Origin of the sequence: Paenibacillus algorifonticola (assembly GCF_050481745.1) — a bacterium.
Classification (GTDB): Bacteria; Bacillota; Bacilli; order Paenibacillales; family Paenibacillaceae; genus Pristimantibacillus; species Pristimantibacillus algorifonticola_A.
The window spans coordinates 307,192-323,925 of sequence record NZ_JBCNGR010000008.1 but is presented as its reverse complement, the minus strand read 5'-3'; the positions used below and the strand labels follow the sequence as shown (position 1 = coordinate 323,925).

At 47.2% G+C, this 16,734-nt stretch carries 18 protein-coding genes and 1 other RNA gene; 13 read left to right on the top strand and 6 right to left on the bottom strand.

The window, feature by feature from the left end:
- Window positions 1–189: 189 nt before the first annotated feature.
- The 3 genes from ABEW34_RS09020 to ABEW34_RS09010 all read left to right on the top strand — a co-directional run bounded on the left by ABEW34_RS09020 (window position 190) and on the right by ABEW34_RS09010 (window position 1,715).
- Window positions 190–978 carry a YesL family protein gene (locus ABEW34_RS09020; protein ID WP_430157277.1) on the top strand — a complete coding sequence of 263 codons (789 nt, stop codon included), beginning with the start codon at window positions 190–192 and terminating at the stop codon, window positions 976–978.
- Window positions 979–1,023: 45 nt separating this feature from the next.
- Window positions 1,024–1,208: non-coding RNA, 6S RNA (gene ssrS, locus ABEW34_RS09015), on the top strand.
- A gap of 111 nt (window positions 1,209–1,319) precedes the next feature.
- A complete protein-coding gene (locus tag ABEW34_RS09010) occupies window positions 1,320–1,715 on the top strand; it encodes a DUF1499 domain-containing protein (RefSeq protein ID WP_056029495.1) in 396 nt (131 codons plus the stop codon).
- Window positions 1,716–1,785: 70 nt separating this feature from the next.
- Here ABEW34_RS09010 and tpx read toward each other — a convergent pair whose 3' ends face one another.
- Window positions 1,786–2,304, bottom strand: a complete 519-nt coding sequence (gene tpx / locus ABEW34_RS09005; protein WP_430157274.1) for a thiol peroxidase — start codon at window positions 2,302–2,304, stop codon at window positions 1,786–1,788.
- A gap of 93 nt (window positions 2,305–2,397) precedes the next feature.
- Here tpx and ABEW34_RS09000 point away from each other — a divergent pair, with 93 nt between their 5' ends.
- Both ABEW34_RS09000 and ABEW34_RS08995 read left to right on the top strand, forming a co-directional pair.
- A complete protein-coding gene (locus ABEW34_RS09000; protein ID WP_430157271.1) occupies window positions 2,398–3,054 on the top strand; it encodes a rhomboid family intramembrane serine protease in 657 nt (218 codons plus the stop codon).
- Between the two features lie 25 nt (window positions 3,055–3,079).
- Window positions 3,080–3,988, top strand: coding sequence for a LysR family transcriptional regulator (locus tag ABEW34_RS08995; RefSeq protein WP_430157268.1), 909 nt, complete (start codon window positions 3,080–3,082; stop codon window positions 3,986–3,988).
- Window positions 3,989–4,143: 155 nt separating this feature from the next.
- Here ABEW34_RS08995 and ABEW34_RS08990 read toward each other — a convergent pair whose 3' ends face one another.
- Window positions 4,144–4,827, bottom strand: coding sequence for a zinc metallopeptidase (locus tag ABEW34_RS08990; protein WP_430157265.1), 684 nt, complete (start codon window positions 4,825–4,827; stop codon window positions 4,144–4,146).
- Window positions 4,828–4,893: 66 nt separating this feature from the next.
- Window positions 4,894–5,334, bottom strand: coding sequence for a MerR family transcriptional regulator (locus ABEW34_RS08985; RefSeq protein WP_099519670.1), 441 nt, complete (start codon window positions 5,332–5,334; stop codon window positions 4,894–4,896).
- Window positions 5,335–5,684: 350 nt separating this feature from the next.
- Here ABEW34_RS08985 and ABEW34_RS08980 point away from each other — a divergent pair, with 350 nt between their 5' ends.
- From ABEW34_RS08980 to ABEW34_RS08970, 3 genes are all read left to right on the top strand, one after another.
- Window positions 5,685–7,055 carry an ammonium transporter gene (locus tag ABEW34_RS08980; RefSeq protein WP_430157262.1) on the top strand — a complete coding sequence of 457 codons (1,371 nt, stop codon included), beginning with the start codon at window positions 5,685–5,687 and terminating at the stop codon, window positions 7,053–7,055.
- Between the two features lie 136 nt (window positions 7,056–7,191).
- A complete protein-coding gene (locus tag ABEW34_RS08975; protein WP_430157259.1) occupies window positions 7,192–8,259 on the top strand; it encodes a DUF294 nucleotidyltransferase-like domain-containing protein in 1,068 nt (355 codons plus the stop codon).
- 17 nt (window positions 8,260–8,276) lie between these two features.
- Window positions 8,277–9,011, top strand: coding sequence for a 3'-5' exonuclease (locus ABEW34_RS08970; RefSeq protein ID WP_430157256.1), 735 nt, complete (start codon window positions 8,277–8,279; stop codon window positions 9,009–9,011).
- Here ABEW34_RS08970 and ABEW34_RS08965 read toward each other — a convergent pair.
- Window positions 8,998–9,426 (bottom strand): Mov34/MPN/PAD-1 family protein, encoded by a 429-nt coding sequence (locus tag ABEW34_RS08965; RefSeq protein ID WP_430157254.1) that lies wholly within the window; start codon window positions 9,424–9,426, stop codon window positions 8,998–9,000. The two genes, ABEW34_RS08970 and ABEW34_RS08965, sit on opposite strands and share 14 nt — an antisense overlap.
- A gap of 195 nt (window positions 9,427–9,621) precedes the next feature.
- Between ABEW34_RS08965 and ABEW34_RS08960 the strand changes: the two genes are divergently transcribed.
- Both ABEW34_RS08960 and ABEW34_RS08955 read left to right on the top strand, forming a co-directional pair.
- Window positions 9,622–10,152: a TlpA family protein disulfide reductase gene (locus tag ABEW34_RS08960; protein WP_430157251.1), complete on the top strand. Its 531-nt coding sequence runs from the start codon at window positions 9,622–9,624 to the stop codon at window positions 10,150–10,152.
- 24 nt (window positions 10,153–10,176) lie between these two features.
- The gene (locus ABEW34_RS08955) at window positions 10,177–11,088 is read left to right on the top strand and encodes a DMT family transporter (RefSeq protein ID WP_430157248.1); all 912 of its coding nucleotides are present in this window, start codon (window positions 10,177–10,179) and stop codon (window positions 11,086–11,088) included.
- Between the two features lie 143 nt (window positions 11,089–11,231).
- Here ABEW34_RS08955 and cimA read toward each other — a convergent pair whose 3' ends face one another.
- Window positions 11,232–12,845: a citramalate synthase gene (gene cimA, locus ABEW34_RS08950; RefSeq protein ID WP_430157245.1), complete on the bottom strand. Its 1,614-nt coding sequence runs from the start codon at window positions 12,843–12,845 to the stop codon at window positions 11,232–11,234.
- A gap of 304 nt (window positions 12,846–13,149) precedes the next feature.
- Between cimA and ABEW34_RS08945 the strand changes: the two genes are divergently transcribed.
- The 3 genes from ABEW34_RS08945 to ABEW34_RS08935 all read left to right on the top strand — a co-directional run bounded on the left by ABEW34_RS08945 (window position 13,150) and on the right by ABEW34_RS08935 (window position 16,572).
- Complete coding sequence (locus ABEW34_RS08945; protein WP_430157242.1) at window positions 13,150–14,418, top strand: DNA polymerase IV; 1,269 nt, start codon at window positions 13,150–13,152, stop codon at window positions 14,416–14,418.
- Window positions 14,419–14,549: 131 nt separating this feature from the next.
- Window positions 14,550–14,783, top strand: a complete 234-nt coding sequence (locus ABEW34_RS08940) for a ferredoxin (protein ID WP_338552009.1) — start codon at window positions 14,550–14,552, stop codon at window positions 14,781–14,783.
- 376 nt (window positions 14,784–15,159) lie between these two features.
- A complete protein-coding gene (locus tag ABEW34_RS08935; protein WP_430157239.1) occupies window positions 15,160–16,572 on the top strand; it encodes a L,D-transpeptidase family protein in 1,413 nt (470 codons plus the stop codon).
- Here the strand turns inward: ABEW34_RS08935 and ABEW34_RS08930 are convergent, their stop codons facing one another.
- Window positions 16,573–16,713, bottom strand: coding sequence for a hypothetical protein (locus tag ABEW34_RS08930; protein WP_430157236.1), 141 nt, complete (start codon window positions 16,711–16,713; stop codon window positions 16,573–16,575).
- Window positions 16,714–16,734 lie beyond the last annotated feature (21 nt).

The window sequence follows — 16,734 nt, the reverse complement described above, 5'->3', positions numbered from 1 at the left end:
GATGAAGAAATAAGCCCGAATAACCAAGCTTAAGAAACCGGGGAAGTCCGTGATGCCTTACGGGCGTCCTGACTTTCCCTTTTTTATTGTTCATTTGATTAAGCCAGCCTGCTTGATTGAATAATATGCTTTGGTGCATGTCACAACCAAATGAGTAAGGAACAAGACGGAATAGTGGGGGCAGATCACATGGAGCCAAGGGGTTTAATGGGAGGTTTTTACCGCATCTCCGAATGGATTATGCGATTATCGGTAATCAACGTATTATGGCTAATATGTTCAATTCCTTTCGTATTATTGGCGTTTGTGGGCGTATTTCCGGGGAATGCTGCAGCACTTGATGAGGCGGCATATCTGGACCATGTTAAAACAACATTGATTTTCATGGCGATTGTTGCTCCTTTCACCTTATTTCCAGCTACAGCTGCGATGTTTGCAGTAGCTCGCAAATGGGTGATGGGTGAAACGGATGTCCCGCTATTCAAAACTTACTTTAGAGGATATAAGGAAAATTATCTTCAAAGTATGATCGGCGGGTTTTTCTACGCTATTCTGTTTGCCATTATGATTGTCGATTTTATTGTGTATCGCGACCAGTATAGCCTAATATCTTATATCTTTATTGCTCTGCTGCTGCTGCTGGTGATTTCCTTGTTCAACTTCTTCTCGATGCTTGTCCATTATCACATGAAAACGTTTCAATTGTTGAAAAATGCCATTCTGATTACGATTGGCCGTCCAATACGCTCGTTCTCCTCTGCGGTAATGAGTGGTGCGGTCATCTACATCAGCACACGCTTCACCTTTTTGATTCCGTTTTTTATGGGCAGCATTATCGCTTATCTGTCGTTCTGGAATTTCTACATGATTTACCAGAAGCTGCAGGAGCAGGCGGAAAAGGCAAGACTAGCTCAGGAGGCAGAAGAGGTCGAATTCGCAGAGCTGACAGATGGGGATTCGAGCTCGTCCAATAAATAAGCGTTTAGACATTTACAATTGTAAAGGTAACGTTTATAATAACAATACATCCTGCGATGTTCGTTTCGGCTTTACGTTGTTTTGAACCAATGGCTGTTTCTCGGGAGACCTAAATTGTTACGATGCTGACATGCCCTCTAAAGGGGACTTCTAATTCGTTTCTGCGGACACCCACCTTGCGAAAGCGAGGTTCAGAAACATGTAAGTCGGACGGCATAGGCGGGTTTTTATCTACACTCAAGAGACTCTGCTGCGCTAACACGCTCAGGGTTCTTTTTTTGTGTAATAAAACATGTTAATATAGATATTACATACAAAGATGCTGGAGGGGGAGATCGTTTTTGTTGAAGCGGACCGTAATCGGGCTGCTGCGCAGTCATGAACAAACAGGCGATAAAGCCAAAGACCCGATGCTCAAATCCCATTTTTACAAGTTGTCCAAGGAAAAGGCTTGGGAAGAAGTCGTATCTACGCTGAAGAAAATGCAGGGCTACAAGGTGCTGCATGAAGTGCAATCGGTTGGAGAAATTGTACTAGAGAAGCGGACGGCTTTCGGTCGAACGATGGATATTACGGTGTCGGTCATTAGCGTAAATCCGGTAAATGCAGCCGTTGATATTTATTCGGCTTCCAGAGGCTCATTTGGCGACCTTGGCTCGAACTACCGGGTTATTCTTGAGCTTTATCGAACGCTGGACAAGAAGCTCTCTGCTTTTAAGACGACCGGAAACTCATAAAACGTACAAAAAGCGAGGAAGGTTTCCCTTCACTCGCTTTGTTTGTGCAGATAAAAGATTGTATACTGGATTATACGAGCGCTTTAGCCGCGTTAATTGCTGCTTCGTAGTTAGGGTGCTCTGTCATTTCTGCCAGGTACTCCACATATTGAATCGTATCATTAGCATCAATTACAAAGATCGAGCGCATATCCAGACCGAATTCTTTAATGTAAACGCCATAGGCTTCGCCAAAGCTTTTTAGTTTGTAGTCTGACAGCAGCTCGACTTTATCAATGCCTGCAGCACCGCACCAGCGAGCTTGGGCAAATGGCAGGTCTGCGCTGATTGTAAGTACAGCAACGTTGTCGCCAAGCGTAGCAGCAGCTTCATTGAAGCGGCGAGTTTGAGCGTCACATACGCCTGTATCAATAGAAGGAACAACGCTGATTAATTTGATTTTACCAGCATAATCTTTCAAGGATACGCTATCAACGAGTGTTTTGTTCACTTGAAAATCAGGGGCTTTATCGCCAGCTTTCAATTCTGGTCCGATTAATGTAAGTGGATTGCCTTTAAATGCGGCAGCTCCAGCACGTTCTTGCGGCATGGTTAACGTCCTCCTCAAAGTTAATGGTCAATACCCATTTATTATAATCGGAGTGCGGCAATATTGTCCAATTTTAGAGCGGGGGAATTCCTAATGATTTTTTTAAGATACGAAAGCTTTCGCGTTTATTTAAGATCTTATCCAGTAACTTCTGCGATAATCGCGTTAAATACGCTCTATTTTATATTTGTTGCTTTAAATGGCGGAACGACTAACGGAGAAAACTTGTACCACTGGGGCGCCTTTTTAACGTTTCATGGAGATCCGTACGGACTGGAAGAGCCATGGCGCTATTTAACGTCCATCTTTATGCATGGAGGCTTTCAGCACCTGCTTTTTAATATGTTTGCTCTGCTCGTGTTTGCACCGCCCTTGGAGCGTCTGCTGCGCCCTGTGAAGTATGGTGTATTTTATCTGCTTTGCGGGCTGCTCGGCAATTTGTTCAGTGCAGTTATTACGGTTATGACCGAGGGGGGCAATGGGGAATTTGTCCATTTGTCAGTAGGAGCATCCGGTGCGATTTATGGCGTTTATGGAGCGTATCTATACTTGTCGCTGTTCCGTAAAGCTTGGCTGGATGATGGTTCACGCAAAACCGTATATATGATTTTGGGAGCAGGTATCATTTATTCCATTATTTTGCCGACAATAGATTTATGGGCGCATGTTGGTGGCGGCCTTGCCGGCTTCCTCATGTACGGTTTATTCGATCGGGCAATGGTTCGCAGGCAGCGGATCGTCCGGAGATAATGTTTGGATAAGATAAGGAGAGATCATGGAACTTCGTCAGCTTTATTATTTCGTCAAAGTAGCGAGAAAAGAGCATGTGACACAGGCGGCGGAAGAGTTGCATGTTGCTCAGTCAGCTGTGAGCCGTCAAATTCATCAATTGGAGGAAGAGCTTGGCGTAAAGCTTTTTTTACAAAAGGGCAGAAATTTGCAATTGACGCCTGTAGGTCATTTGTTTCTGAAGCGGGCTGAGGTCATATTGGCTGATTTGGACCGGGCTGTAGTTGAAATACATGAATTTCTGGACCCGGAAAAAGGGGAAATCCGGCTTGGCTTTCCGCATAGCCTCGGTGTATCCTTAATTCCGCAGGTTGTAGCTGCTTTTCGCAAGCATCATCCGAATGTGAAGTTTCGCTTTAGGCAGGGGATGTATCCGTCGCTTATACGAGATATGGTAAAGGGTGAGATTGATCTTGCTTTCATTTCTCCTTTCCCGGATGAGCATGAGCATGTATGCGGGCAGGTGCTGCTGACAGAGGAGCTTTATGCGATATTGCCGCCAGCACATGCTCTCGCTGGGGAGAGCTCGATTCGATTGAGTCAGCTCAAGGATGAGACATTTGTATTGTTCAGCGAAGGTTATTCGTTAAGGCCCATCGTATGGGAAGCGTGCCAGGAGGCCGGATTTACACCGAAAATCGGCTTCGAGGGCGAGGAGACGGAGACGATTCGCGGGCTTGTCGCCGCTGGTATGGGTGTCAGTCTGCTGCCGGCAATGGCGCTTCATCATACAGGCATTTTACAGCCAGCTAAAGTGCGCGTGGAGCAGCCGCATGTGACTCGCAATATCGGCATCATTCATCGTTCTAATGAGAAGTTGTCGCTCGTTGCGAAGGTGTTCCATGGCTTTCTGCTGCATTACTTCAATGAGATGAAGCAAGAGGATTTAAAATAAGAACTGCTATATGCAGGATGAAAAAGAACCGCAGCAACGATCAGTTTTATTCTGGTCGTTGCTGCGGTTCTTTTTGTATAAAAGGAAAGTGGGCCAGCCTAAAGCTTTGGCTGGCCCACTCATCTGTGTTAATCGTGTATTGCTCTGCAAGCTTGTTATTCCCGGTTCGATGATGTGAAGATCATAATATATTTTAAGAGCTCAAGCAAGGAGATAAGCGCGGCTGCTACATAAGTAAGGGCAGCTGCGTTCAGAACTTTGGCAACGCCGCGTTCTTCCTCGTTTGTAATAAAGCCTTCGGCAATCATAATGTGGCGCGCTCGATTGCTTGCATTAAATTCAACAGGCAGTGTAATGACTTGAAAGGCTACTGCTACGGAGAAGAAGATAATGCCAAGACCAATCAGATTAGCCTGCTGTAACAAAAAACCGGCGATCAGCATGAATGGGGCAATGCCGGATGCAATGTTAACGACCGGGAAAATACGATGGCGCAGCACCAGCATCGGATATTTCGCCTGATGCTGAATGGCATGGCCAACTTCATGGCAGGCAACGGACAAAGCGGATATGGAGTTTTCATAATAAACATGCTCTGAAAGTCGTACTTTGCGTGATATAGGATCATAATGATCGCTTAGCGTGCCCCGTACAGGTTCAATTTGTACTTGCTGCAGCCCATGGGCATCCAGCATTTTGCGTGCAGCCTGATAGCCGGTTAGTCCGCTCATGGAGCGAACGGTAGACCAAGTTTTGAACGTTCCTTTAACCCGAAATTGCGCCCAAATCGATAAAGCGAAAGCGATCAGGATGAGGATGTCCATTTTGTGAAAAAACATAACGTCATTCCTCCAAATGATATATTTGACTTTCCGATCAAGGGGCGAAGCTTTTATTGTATATCTCTACATAAAATTCCCCTTGTTTAGCAGCAGCATAAGCGCTTCTATACAAGCTGCCGTTTGCGGCATGATACGAGTGTAGAGCCTGTTGGCCTGGCGAGGCTTCATTTGCTTGATCACTGGCTCCAAGTCTTTAACCTCTCGTTCCAGCTCGCTTAGACGAAGCTGTAGATCGGTCAGCTTGCGCGATACCTGCTCTTCAGCAGTTACGCTGTCCCATGCTGCTAGCGATTGTTTAATTTCTTCAAGCGTGTGCTTGTTTTGCTTCATTTGTTCAATACGTTTCAAGCGGATCAACGTTTCAGAATTATACAAGCGGTAGTTCGTCGAAGAGCGTTCCGCCGGTTCGATAAGTCCCATAGAAGTATAATAGTCAATTGTTCGTGGACTGATGTTGGCTAGTTTAGCGAGTTCACCAATTTTATAACGTTCAGCAGATTCCAATCCGTACACCTTCTTTCTTCTATCTATATATCTATGTTTAATGATAATCGTAAAGTAACCATACAGTCAAACGTGTTACATCGAAAGGCAAGTGAAGGGGAATATGCCTAGGAAGATGCTTCCTATATAGAAGATAAAAAGTACAAAGGTTAAACCCCATCACGCTAAAAGCTGCCAGAACCAAGCAGGTACTGTGAAAAAACTTAACATTAACCGCTTTCCTAAGGTCGAATGTTAGATTTTTTTCGAAAATAGAATAAAACGTATTGTCAAATGCGACTATACTGACTATAATGACATTAAGTCTTTCCTGAAATGTTAGGAAACATAACGTATAGGGAGTGGTCGTAATGATTAGAAAGATGTTATTCACACTAGGGGCAATGTGCTTAGTATTCCCGGCAATGGCTTTTGCGAATGACCCATCCAATGCAACATTGAATATGGGGATCGACTCCTTATGGGTCATGGTAGCTTTCGTGTTAGTTTTGCTCATGCAAGGCGGATTTATTCTTCTGGAGACTGGTTCGACCAGAATGAAAAATGCCGGCCACGTTGCAGGCAAAACGATTTTCACAGCTGGTCTAGCAGGTTTGGTTTATTGGGCTATCGGTTATGGTATTGCGTTCGGAACGGCTAATGCCGATGGAGGAACAAGCAGCTTTATCGGCTGGGGCGATTTCTTCTTTAATCCAGCGATTTCAAGTGTAAATGATGAGCTTCCAACAACTATTTTCTTCCTTTTCCAACTAGCTTTCGCAGCTGTATCGCTTTCCATCGCATGGGGAGGCTTTGCGGAACGTGCTAAATTGTCCTCATACCTTATTTTCACCGTTATCTACATTGCTGCGATCTATCCGGTGGTTGCTCACTGGATCTGGGGCGGCGGCTGGCTTGCAGCAGATGGTGCACAAGACTTTGCGGGTTCGACGGTCGTGCATTTATCCGGCGCCTTGGCAGCTTTGGCAGCAACTATTTTACTTAAACCTCGTATTGGCAAGTTCAACAAAGATGGCTCTGCAAATGAAATTGCAGGACATAACCAAGTGTATACAGCACTATCGGTATTGCTTTTGTGGGTTGGCTGGTTCGGCTTTAACGCAGGCAGCACGGTGAGCATTGGCGACGGCTTCTTCGGTTATGTAGCATTCACAACAATGCTTGGAGCAGGTGCAGGTGCGGTTTCCTCGCTGCTGATTTCGTGGGCTGTAACAGGCAAAGCGGATATTACAACTACCCTTAATGGTACTCTCGCGGGTCTGGTTGCAATCACAGCTTCCTGTGCATTCGTTGATCCATGGGCGGCTGTCGTAATCGGTCTAGTAGCAGGTGTGCTTGTATTCTACAGCGCGAAGTTTTTCGAGAAAATGAAAATCGACGATCCGATTTATGCGATGTCGGTTCACGGTGCAGCTGGTATTTGGGGTACGCTGGCTAACGGTATTTTTGCAACGCAAGCATTGGCTGACAAAGTGGGCGTAGGCCAAGGCGGCGTGCTTGATACAGGCAGCTGGAAACAATTGTGGGTACAATTCGAGAGCGTTGTTGTATGTGGCGCATTCGTTCTGGCAGCATCGTTCCTGGTACTTGGCATAATGAAGCTGGTTATGGGCTTCCGTGTAACAGAAGAGCAAGAAATTGTAGGTCTTGACCTCAGTGAGCATGGCGCTTATGGTTATCCTGAGCAAATGAAAAAAGCAGGTCAAAACCTGCAAGGTTAGAAGCTGAGAGGAAATTAGTACTCGCTTTTGTTGACAAAATCTCCACGGTTTTGGGAGTTTTGTCAACAAATTAGCGGTACTTATTTCGTCGCAGTCTCTTAATAATATAAGGGCGATTTAAAGGGGAGAGACTCGGATGACGGACCCTGTGCATGTGGAGCTGCTGGAGCAGATCGGCTCGGCCGAAGAAGCGGGCACGCTGCGCAGCTTGCGGGATCAGGTACATGATCGGATGAAGGAAGCTCTCCTTGCAAGCCCTGTCGAACAGTTTAATGAACAATTGAATGAGATGCATGATACGGTGATCAGCCGGGCGATTGCACTCGCAGAAGCGGAAATGGCACGGATGGGGAAGGGTTCTCCTCCCGTGCCTTACGCCTATTTATTATTCGGCAGCGGAGGCAGGGAAGAGCAAACCTTGTCCAGCGATCAGGACAGCGGCATTGTTTATGAGTTTGCAGCTGGTGATGAGTCGGCTGTGCAGCACTATTTCAATGAATTATCAGCGTTAATTGTCAGCTACCTCCAAACGGCGGGATATCCACCATGCGAGGGAGAAGTGCTCAGCAGCAACCCCGAGTGGTGCAAATCACTGTCAGCATGGGAGGAGCAAATTAACCTGTGGTTTAAGGAGCCGAGCTGGGAGGCTGTTCGTTATTTGCTAATTATAGCGGATGCACGCTGTATTTTTGGAAGCGAGATGCTTATGAGGAAATTTAAGGATATTTTTTTCACCGACATGCTGGCAACGCCGATTATTATTAGACGCATGCTGGAAAATACGATGCGGCACAAAATGCTGCTTGGCGTATTCGGCCATTTGCTCAAGGAGCAGTATGGAGAGGATGCAGGCAGTCTGGACATTAAATATGGGGCCTACATTCCTATGGTCAACGCGATTCGTTTGTTATCGATACAGCGAGGCATTCGTGAGTCTTCAACGATGGATCGCTTGCGGAGGCTTTTGGAAGAAAAGGAGCTTTCGGAGCAGGAAGCTAAGCAATGTGAGCAGGCTTTTCTCTTTATTCTTAAGCTCCGGCTGCTATCGATTGAAAGCTCGGAAAACGGCTGGTATGGCAACAATGGCAAAGTAGCTTCTCGCAAGCTGACTAAAGAGATGAAAGATCAATTAAAGAAAAGCTTGCGGCTTGGAAAGAAGCTGCAGCGCAAAGTGTATAAAACCACGATGGGAAGGCTTGTGTAAGGCGGTGGATGGAGATTATGAAGGAACCTAAAGGCGTGGGACGGATGTGGAGCTTATATAAAATGGGCGGCTTTACGCCGGCCATAGCCTCTATGCTGGGCTCGCAAAATGCCCAGCAAATGGCTTTTATTCGCTCTGTCAACAAAGAGCAGCGCAAGCAATCCCCGCTTGACATGCTGCTTAGGGAAATGGAATTTATCGTGTTCGACTTGGAGACAACGGGATTTTACCCGTCAAATGGCGATGAAATAATTTCCTTTGGCGCCGTATTAATGCGGGGGAGCGAAATTTATTCGTCGGAAACGTTCTACAGCCTCGTTAATCCGAAGCGCCGTATTCCTCGGGCTATTGTGGAGCTTACAGGCATTACGAATGAAATGATAGAGGCTGCCCCTGATTTGATGCAGGTGCTGCATGATTTCATGGAGTTTGTTGGCAAGCGGCCGCTCGTTGCCCATGCTTCAGGACATGATAAGCAATTTCTAAACGCTGCGTTATGGCGAACGTCGAAAGTGAACTTAAACCATCGCGTATTGGATACGATGATGGTCGCCAAGTGGCTGGAGCCGAAGCGTGAGAGCTATGCGCTGGATGATTTGCTGGAAGACAGCGGCATTACGATTACACAGCGGCATCACGCGCTGGAGGATTCTTTAATGACGGCGGAATTGTGGCAGGTGTATTTGCGGCGTATTTTTGAGCGGAATATAAATACCCTTGGCGACTTGTATGCTTATCTCAGTCAACGATAGCCCATTGCGTTGGCTGAAAGCATCCGTTCATGTAGTAATAAGCTTGTATTTCAGGCTGCAAAGACTGCTGCAAAGAAATAATCCAATACGACAATAATAAATCATCCGAATGGATGCCGAGCTCATCAGCAGTTGAAGGATGGGGCGGCGACGTTGGGTGAGAATGGAAGAAGCCGAGCAGCGATTGCCGGCTTTTTTGCATGCGATAATAAGCCTTTACCCAATCGTCTGGAGCGAAAGCGAAAGCGGTGGCAGGGGAAGAATGGATGTTGGCAATAGCGGTCACGTCCACTATTTTGCCGATATCTCGTTCACCTGTCAAAATGCCGCAGGCTTCTCTGGGCAGTGCTTCAAGGCAGGCGGCAATGAGCTGATCATAAGCCTGGGTTGTTATTTGTAGTAGGTGCGACTTCACGCAAATGCCCTCCCGTCAATCCTATATCGAATAGGTATAGGTATGATTTGTTTTATTTTAACCTAAAATAAAAGGGGAAAACATGGCGGATATGACGGTTTAATGAAGGAAGGCTGTTTTTCTTGAGCTTGTCATGCCGGCCGTGTTACGATAGAAGCAGATAAAAGCATGAATTTGGCAGGAGGATTTGGGAAAATGAAGAAGGCATCCGCATGGTTTATAGTAGCTTTTGTGCTGGCTGGCTTGGCCATTTCGCAATATATGGAGAAAGACAGCGCAATTATTGCTGCTTCAGGGGATTTTAAGCCGAAAGCGGGATATTCTGCCCAGCAATTTGAGCTTCAAGCGCTTGATGAGCAGATGTACAAAATTGGTGGCGAGCAGGGCAAGCTCAGCTTCGTGAATTTTTGGGCGTCATGGTGTGGCCCTTGTGAGCTGGAGGCACCTGATTTGCAGGAGCTTCATGAGAAGTACGGGGATAAAATCGCAATGTATGGCGTTAATTCAACTAAGTTTGATAAAGAGCGTGCGGCAAGGCAATTCGTTCTGGATCATGAATTTACGTTTACGATTTTGATGGATCGTGAGGGGGATGTCACGAAGGAATATAAGGTTAATACATTCCCAACGACTTTTCTAATCGATTCTAAAGGCGTCATTCGCGAGAGAATCAATGGCGTCATTCCGCTTTCGGAATGGGATCGTCTCATTGAAAAATATTCATAAGCAATCAAGGGAGCATATACGATCATGAATACTGAACAGAAGAAATTATGGCTCCACCCTTATGCTTGGTTGTTTATTGCCGTTCTGGCTGTTGCGATATCGTCGATTATTATTAAGTTCTCGAATGCTCCTTCCTCGGTGGCGGGGATGTACCGGTTGTTTATTACCGTCGCTATCATGCTGCCGCTTGTGCCGTGGAAGGTGCTGCGGACGATTCGTTTAACCGGCAAAGAGTGGATGGTTTTAAGTTGTGCAGGCTTTTTTCTCGGCCTGCACTTTTTGCTTTGGATGGAATCGCTGAAATATACGTCTGTTGCGAGCTCCATGGTATTTATAACGCTGCAGCCTTTTTTTGTTATGCTAGGCTCGTTTCTTCTATTTAAAGAGCGTCAGACGATAGCGGGCAGCCTTTGTATGGCAATGGCGGTATTAGGCTCCTTCGTTATCGCTTGGGGAGATATCGGAATTTCGCGTGAGGCATTATTTGGCGATTTATTGTCCTTGCTTGGAACGATGGCGGTTGCTGTGTATATGATAGCTGGGCAAAAGGTCAGCAGCAGCCTGCCTTCGAATCTGTATAGCTTAATCGTATTTTTGATTGCAGGAACAGTCATGTTCATTTACAATCTCGTCAATCATATTGCTTTGACGGGGTATGCGGCGGAGGAATGGATGTATTTCGTCTTGCTTGCGATTATTCCAACGATCTTCGGACATTTGGTGTTTAATATGCTGCTGAAGCATATTGGGGCGACTAACGTTTCGATGGCGATTATCGGCGAGCCGGTGCTGGCCATGATTTTGGCTTATTTTCTTCTTAATGAATATTTAAATACTGCGCAGCTTATTGGGAGTTTTTTGACGATTGCCAGCATGGGCATGTTTTTCCGAATGAGAGCCAGGCACACAGCAGTTCGCGCTGAGATAGGCGCATAAGAGGGATCATAAACGAAGCGGCTTGCAAAAATAGCATTCGACCATTTTAACACAGCACAAAAAAGGCATTCCTGTTAGCCAGTTGTAACTGATGGCTTGAGGAATGCCTTTTATTATCGTTCAGTTGCTCTTTATGCACGGTTTTAGTGGTTTACTAGTCCATGCTGCTCGGTTACAGGGGTGTCAATGGCATCAGGCTTGCCCATGTTGAGCAGAGCGTAGCGAATGCCGTCAACCAACGCTTCCCAGCTTGCTTCGATTACATTGTTGGAAACGCCCACGGTGCTCCACGTGTTATCAATGCTGGTTGACTCTACAAGCACGCGCACTTTAGCCGCTGTAGCGTCTTTCTCATCGATTACACGAACTTTGTAGTCGGACAAATGAATCTGCTTGATTTTTGGATAAAACTGCACGAGCGCCTTTCTTAGGGCGTTATCGAGCGCATTGACAGGGCCGTTGCCCTCCGCAGCGGTATAAACCTGCTCGCCGCCAACGTTCAGCTTGACGATCGCCTCAGTATGGAGTACACCTTGAGAGTTTTCAACCAGCATTTTAAAGGATTCGACCGTGAAAATTTCTTCAACCTCGCCAAAAGCTTCCCTAAGCAGCAGCTCAAGCGATGCGTCAGCACCTTCAAATTGATAGCCTTGATGCTCCAAGTCTTTAATTCGCTCCATAATTTGCTTCGTTTTGTCATTGTTGGCATTCACATCCAGGCCAAGCTCCTGAGCCTTGGAAATGATGTTGCTTTGGCCAGCCAGCTCGGAAACGAGAATACGCTGCTTGTTGCCAACGAGTTCCGGTGCGATATGCTCATAGGTTTTGGAATCCTTCATAATCGCCGACACGTGGATTCCGCCTTTATGGGCGAAAGCTGCATTGCCGACATAAGGCTGACCAACAGGCATATGAACGTTGGCAATCTCGCTGACAAAACGTGCGGTTCCTGTTAGCAAGCTCAGCTTGTCATCTGGCAAACAGTTATAGCCCATTTTAAGCTGCAAATTTGGAATAATCGAACAAAGATTGGCATTTCCGCAGCGTTCGCCATATCCATTAATCGTGCCTTGTACTTGGCGGGCTCCGGCTTGGATAGCAGCAAGCGAGTTGGCAACGGCTAGCTCACAGTCGTTATGTGTATGAATGCCAATCGGAGCATTCAGCTCAGCACGGACGCGTGACACAATTTCATGAATTTCACCCGGCAGCGTGCCGCCGTTCGTATCGCAAAGCACAAGCCAATCCGTACCCGCTTCCTGCGCCTTGCGCAGCACAGCCAGCGCATATTCCGGGTTATGCTTGTAGCCGTCGAAGAAATGCTCGGCATCAAACATCGCCTCAATACCGTTATGCTTGAGGAAAGCAAGTGAGTCGTAGACCATAGCTATGTTTTCTTCAAGCGTCGTCTGCAGAGCGGTGTGTACGTGGAAATCCCATGATTTTCCGACTAGTGTTGCCGCAGGAACACCGGATTCCTTAATTCTAAGCAAATTGGCATCCTGGTGAGCCAGACTGAACTTGCGTCTAGTACTGCCGAATGCCGTAATTTTCGCTTTCAAATTATACGCTTTAACGCGCTCGAAAAATTCAATATCCTTGCTATTGCTTCCCGGGTTACCGCCCTCGATATAATGAACGCCTAGTGCATCAAGCTTTAAAGCGATTTTCAGCTTGTCCTCCGCTGATAGGCTGATGCCTTCTCCTTGCGTACCATCACGCAGCGTGGTGTCAAAAATAGTTAAATTCATTGTCATGGCCAGAAGGCCTCCTTCTTCACTGATAGCCTTTGCAATTATAATGAATTATTATAACACTAGTTGACTGGAATGTAGAGGGTAAATGTATAAGTTTCACCCTTGATACATTTATATATTCCACCCTCGAAACGGTCGCTTTGCCGCCAGAGGGCGGCGATAGCCGTTTACGCTTGTGACTTTTGCGGTTCGCTTTTGTTCAATTGACTTGCCACAACGGCAGCGGTATGCTGATAGGTACAAATAAACAACGGTGGAGACTTAGCGTTCAAGCGGAGCTCCTCGCAGGTGGTGGAACCCTACAATGACGAATACGAATGAACATTATCCGGTGAAGGGCCGCGTCATTTTGCATCTGGATATGAATGCCTTCTACTGCTCTGTCCATGAGGCGGAGGAGCCTGATAAGTATAAAAATAAACCAACAGCTGTTGCTGGCAGCGTGGAGCTGCGCAAGGGCATTATCGTCACCTGCTCATACACTGCCAGAAAGCTTGGGATCAAGACGGGCATGACGGTGCGGGAGGGGCTTAGACGTTGTCCTGAACTCATCCTTATTCAGCCGGACTTCCATTTATACCGCAAATATTCACGAGGTTTCATGACGCTTGCCAGAAGCTATACAGATTTGGTGGAAGCTGTTTCTATAGATGAATGTTATATGGACATAACCGGATCAAAAATATTCGGAACGCCGCTGGAAATTGCCAGCGCTTTGCAGGAGCGTATTCGTACGGAATGGCAGTTGCCCAGCTCCATTGGCATTGCCCCGAATAAGCTGCTGGCGAAGATGGCCTCGGATATGAAAAAACCGAATGGGATGACGGTGCTGCGGCTTCGGGATGTGCCCAAGGTGCTATGGGACAAGCCGTGCGGCGTGCTATTCGGCATAGGGAAAAAGACGGCAGACAAGCTGGCCAGACTCAATATTCGCACAATTGGACAGCTTGCGCAGGCGGATGAACGGCTGCTCATTAAGCAGTTTGGCGTCGTTGGAGCGTGGATGAAAGGGGCAGCGAATGGCATTGACCACTCTCCTGTGAATGGGGAGCGGGAAGTGAACAAGTCGATCGGCCATACGACGACGCTGCCGAAGGATTTTATCATAAAGGAAGACATTCACCGTGTTCTGCTTAATTTAGCGGATCAGACAGCACGGCGGCTTAGACGGCAAAAGCTGATGGCGCTTACGGTGCAAATTACGGTACGCAGGCCGGATATGACGACCATTACCCGTTCGAATACGTTTCGTTCGCCAACGCATGCGATGGAAGTTATTTTTCAGGAAGCGTGCCGCTTGTTCGACAAGCATTGGCCGGAGGGAGAGCCGGTGAGGCTGCTGGGAGTTACACTGCAAAATTTGTCGCCTGAGGTGGATACAGCGGTCCAGCTGGATTTGTTCAATTATGAGGAGCAGCCGCGGAAGGAAGCGCTCACAAAGACGATGGACTTGCTGCGGGACAAGTTTGGTGAGGATGCGGTGCTAACGGCGGGGATGCTCAGCGCTGATCCCTCAGCACTTATTCGCAATAAGCGGCTGCGGGGCACTTCGCTGCAAAAGGAAGATTTTTAATCGCAGTGTCAGGTTGCCAAAGGCTGAATGATGGTATATATTGATGAATGAAGCTTTATTATTATGATGTCATTAACGGAAGACAAGCTATATAGCGGCATTATTCCGTCACTTTATGGGAGGTATTTTGAATGGCTAAGTACACTTGGGTAGAAAAGGATACTTGCATTGCATGCGGCGCATGCGGCGCAACGGCTCCTGACATTTATGATTACGATGATGAAGGTCTGGCAGAGGTGATTTTCGGTAACGATGGCAATAGAGGCTGTGTTGCAATCTCGGAAGATCTTTATGACGATATGCAAGATGCAGTAGACGGCTGCCCGACTGATTCGATTAAAATCGCAGACGCGCCTTTTAACTAAACCTAGTTCAAACCTAAGCTCCTCAACTATGCAGAAGTTGCACTGCGTAGATGGGGAGCTTTTTTGTGTGCGAAGAGGGCATTAACATAGAAGAATGGCAAAGCCGTTTGCACTTGAATATAGAAGAATAGATAAGGCTGATGCTTAACATTATGCTTCTATTTCTACGCGAAACGAGCTTTTGCCACCGAAGAATGGCAAAGCCGTTTGCACTTGAATATAGAAGAATAGATAAGGCTGACGCTTATCATTATGCTTCTATTTCTACGCGAAACGAGCTTTTGCCACCGAAGGATGGCAAAGCCGTTTGCACTTGAGTCAAAAAAAAGGTAAATGCTGCCGATATAGTGTTATTGGACTTTGAGGGGGGTTAATGATGGAGCAATTAGAGGATAACCTCTATCTGAAGCAATATGTTAGAAATCATCCTGACAATAAAATGGCCTGGTATTTGCTCGGCAAGCAATATTTGCAGTTGGATAAAACGGCGAAAGCGAATTATTGCTTCATTCAAGCAGGGGAAATTTACGAGGCGTTTGAGCGCAAGCCTCATCCGCTGGCCGAAAGCCCGCAGGAAATGCTGGAGGAATGGAATCGCCAGCAGCGTAAAAAACGGACGATTCGCCGCGCGATTATGGGAGCGATTTCGCTTGTGCTGCTGCTAATGGTTATGCCTTCAAACGCAAGCCAGCTGGCTGATCTCGCTGCGGCAGAAGCGAAGGCTATTATCGATGCACCCATTGATCCAACCTTTGGCGTTGTGCTGACGGACAAGGGTGAGCGCAATCCAATCGGAAGCGCTTGGGAAGAGCTGCTGTCCTGGTCCAAGCGGCCGTCTGAAGCGGCTGTAGTCAAGCTGGAAGAGCAGGAAGGCTGGCGCAAATGGACAGGCAATCGCAAGCTGCTGATGTCGGTGGAGCAGCAGTCCGATTATGTGCCGATGGAAGTGAAGATGCTTGATGGTGGAGTATGCAGCTGCAAACCGGCTGATGCTTCTACGGTGAAAACGAAGTTCATGGCTTGGAGCGAGCAACAGGAGGTTCGTTGGACGCTTGCCAGCGCCATCTATCAGTACAAGCGGATGAACGAGAGGTGGCCGGAAAAGCTGGATGATCTCATTAAGCCATACCCCAACAATGTTCTGGCTGGTGACGCATCTGGCATGAAGGAGATGTTTAAGCCGCTCGTTGCCGCAATGAAAACGGATCAGTCAGGGGCGAAACAGCCTGCGCAGCAGCAAATTGAGGCAGAGGGCGACAAGCCGCAGACAGACTCAAGGCAACGTCAATCGCAGTATATGCAAAGCCATTCAGATCAATTAGTAGGCGGAGTGGACGAAACTTGGCGCAAGCCGCTCGAAATCGTCGTGGATAAGTCAACGTACAGGCTCGCAGTTGTAAGTGGCGACATTATCGTCCGCAGCTTCAAGGTTGGGCTTGGTGGCGACAAAACGCCTGAAGGCAGCTTTTATATTAGCGAGAAAGTGAAAAATCCGAATGGGCGCGATAATGGCCAGTTCGGCAGCCGGGGGATGACGCTTTCCAGTACGCTTTATGCCATCCATGGCACGGATGAGCCGGATAGCCTCGGTCAGGATGAATCGCTCGGATGCATTCGGATGGGGAAGCAGGATGTAGAGGAGCTGTTTGATCTGGTACCGATGGGGACGGTCGTTAAAATTAAAAACGGGACTCTGCCGTCCGAAATTACGGAATCCAAGGAGCGCTTCAAGCTGAATCCGAGTCAGGACGAGACGAATCCCGGTAAAGTGTATCACTGGCTAGGCTGATTAACCGCTAACCAACAACAAGACGGTGACGGCGACAATGACAACTCCAACAGCAGCACCTATCCAGACGATTGCTTTCTTATTAACTTCCTCTGGCGTTTTTGCTTTCACTGTGGGTGGCTTGCGTTTGGGTGAACTCATGGCAATCAACCTCTTTCTAAG

Bases quoted from the DNA above. Each gene is read 5' to 3' on its own strand.
- ABEW34_RS08990 (WP_430157265.1), bottom strand. From the start codon at position 4,827: ATGTTTTTTCACAAAATGGACATCCTCATCCTGATCGCTTTCGCTTTA.
- ABEW34_RS08980 (WP_430157262.1), top strand. From the start codon at position 5,685: ATGATTAGAAAGATGTTATTCACACTAGGGGCAATGTGCTTAGTATTC.
- ABEW34_RS08940 (WP_338552009.1), top strand. From the start codon at position 14,550: ATGGCTAAGTACACTTGGGTAGAAAAGGATACTTGCATTGCATGCGGC.
- ABEW34_RS08960 (WP_430157251.1), top strand. From the start codon at position 9,622: ATGAAGAAGGCATCCGCATGGTTTATAGTAGCTTTTGTGCTGGCTGGC.
- tpx (WP_430157274.1), bottom strand. From the start codon at position 2,304: ATGCCGCAAGAACGTGCTGGAGCTGCCGCATTTAAAGGCAATCCACTT.
- ABEW34_RS08995 (WP_430157268.1), top strand. From the start codon at position 3,080: ATGGAACTTCGTCAGCTTTATTATTTCGTCAAAGTAGCGAGAAAAGAG.
- ABEW34_RS08975 (WP_430157259.1), top strand. From the start codon at position 7,192: ATGACGGACCCTGTGCATGTGGAGCTGCTGGAGCAGATCGGCTCGGCC.
- ABEW34_RS08935 (WP_430157239.1), top strand. From the start codon at position 15,160: ATGGAGCAATTAGAGGATAACCTCTATCTGAAGCAATATGTTAGAAAT.
- ABEW34_RS08945 (WP_430157242.1), top strand. From the start codon at position 13,150: ATGACGAATACGAATGAACATTATCCGGTGAAGGGCCGCGTCATTTTG.
- ABEW34_RS09020 (WP_430157277.1), top strand. From the start codon at position 190: ATGGAGCCAAGGGGTTTAATGGGAGGTTTTTACCGCATCTCCGAATGG.
- ABEW34_RS09000 (WP_430157271.1), top strand. From the start codon at position 2,398: ATGATTTTTTTAAGATACGAAAGCTTTCGCGTTTATTTAAGATCTTAT.
- ABEW34_RS08930 (WP_430157236.1), bottom strand. From the start codon at position 16,713: ATGAGTTCACCCAAACGCAAGCCACCCACAGTGAAAGCAAAAACGCCA.
- ABEW34_RS08955 (WP_430157248.1), top strand. From the start codon at position 10,177: ATGAATACTGAACAGAAGAAATTATGGCTCCACCCTTATGCTTGGTTG.
- ABEW34_RS08970 (WP_430157256.1), top strand. From the start codon at position 8,277: ATGAAGGAACCTAAAGGCGTGGGACGGATGTGGAGCTTATATAAAATG.
- cimA (WP_430157245.1), bottom strand. From the start codon at position 12,845: ATGACAATGAATTTAACTATTTTTGACACCACGCTGCGTGATGGTACG.